The 1,236-nt window shown below is 57.2% G+C and carries 2 protein-coding genes; both read left to right on the plus strand.

Features of this window, described 5'->3' with window-relative positions:
- Nucleotides 1–96: 96 nt before the first annotated feature.
- On the plus strand, nucleotides 97–702 hold the full coding sequence (locus tag EPY72_RS19095) for a site-specific integrase (RefSeq protein ID WP_135807460.1): 606 nt from the start codon (nucleotides 97–99) through the stop codon (nucleotides 700–702).
- Entirely contained in the window at nucleotides 699–1,133 is a 435-nt protein-coding gene (locus tag EPY72_RS19100) for a DUF8161 domain-containing protein (RefSeq protein ID WP_135807461.1), read from the plus strand. Before EPY72_RS19095 ends, EPY72_RS19100 begins: the two co-directional genes overlap by 4 nt.
- The last annotated feature ends 103 nt before the right edge of the window (nucleotides 1,134–1,236 follow it).

The raw sequence follows: 1,236 nt of genomic DNA on the forward strand, positions 1-1,236 counted from the left end.
AGAAGTCGGAAGCGAACCCCTGCTTTCGGGGTGAATACCAGGGTGATCACCACTGTATCCTCGGGTATTTTGTGCAAGGTTATTTTAGAAGTGCACATGAGGCTCGAGGCAACCGCGAAGGAAGACGAATACAAGGTCTGGATGACAGACGGAGAACTCGAGGAACTTCGCCGTGCCGCTGCGAGTCACCGAGACGACCTTGTCATCCAGCTGGGTGGCTATGTCGGCCTCCGCGCGTTCGAAATCCCACAGATCCGACCGAAACACGTGAAACGCACCGAGGACGGCGAACACTACCGGCTACGCATCCCTGAAGGAAAAGATACCACCGGGAACGGCGGGAAACCCCGTGACGCTTACCTCCCGCAGGATGTCGAGGGAGACATTCACCGCTACCAGAACGCCGAGGATATCGGCCGCCACGAACCACTCGTGGACCTGAGTGAGCGAGGTATCCGGGACGTCGTGAAGCGGACGGCAAAACGGGCCGCCGATGAAACAGGCGACGACGACTTCCACTACGTCAGCAGCCACGATCTCCGCCGACGATTTGCTCAACGGCTCCTCGTAGACCGGCAGATGAATCCCCGTGTCGTGATGCAAGTCGGCGGATGGGACTCGTTCCAAGCCATTGAACCGTATCTGAATGCACCGACGCCTGGTGTCGTGAACGATGCCTTCGAGGAGGCTGATCTCGCATGAGCGAAGATGACGTCGACGAAGACGAGGTTGATCCTGAGAACCCACGTCCCCAAGGACACTACCCTCGGTTTGCGGACAACGAGTGGCATTACGTTCCCGACGAGTTGGCTCAGACAATCTCGCTTGGGCCAGCTGGCGATGGTGAGGAGGGCCAGGACTGGGTGTTGACGTACACACCCGAACGCGAACACGAGGAGGACCGAGAGAAGATACTGGTAAGGCTCACGCCACGGGCTCTCCATGAACTGTATGTTGAGACAGAGGGACTTTCAGCTGACCAGCGGATGCACGGCCACAGCGCTGAATGCGACCTCTGTGGCGAGCAGGTCGATCTCGATGAGGCGATTCCAAATCCCCGCGGCGAACCATGCCACCAGCGCTGCTGGGCAGAGTATACAGGTGCGCCTGAGTGGTTCAGTGAGTACGTGTAGTGTAGCGTGTCGTAAAAACAGTCATCGCCAGTTTGCCACGGTACAACTTGAGCATAAAGTGTTGATATATGTATGATTACAGAAGCCGGTGCAAGATATAGAG

The sequence above is a fragment of the Halorussus marinus genome, assembly GCF_004765795.1.
Taxonomy (GTDB): Archaea; Halobacteriota; Halobacteria; order Halobacteriales; family Haladaptataceae; genus Halorussus; species Halorussus marinus.

Excerpts from the sequence above, each read along its gene's own strand:
- EPY72_RS19095 (WP_135807460.1), top strand. The coding sequence starts at position 97 with ATGAGGCTCGAGGCAACCGCGAAGGAAGACGAATACAAGGTCTGGATG.
- EPY72_RS19100 (WP_135807461.1), top strand. The coding sequence starts at position 699 with ATGAGCGAAGATGACGTCGACGAAGACGAGGTTGATCCTGAGAACCCA.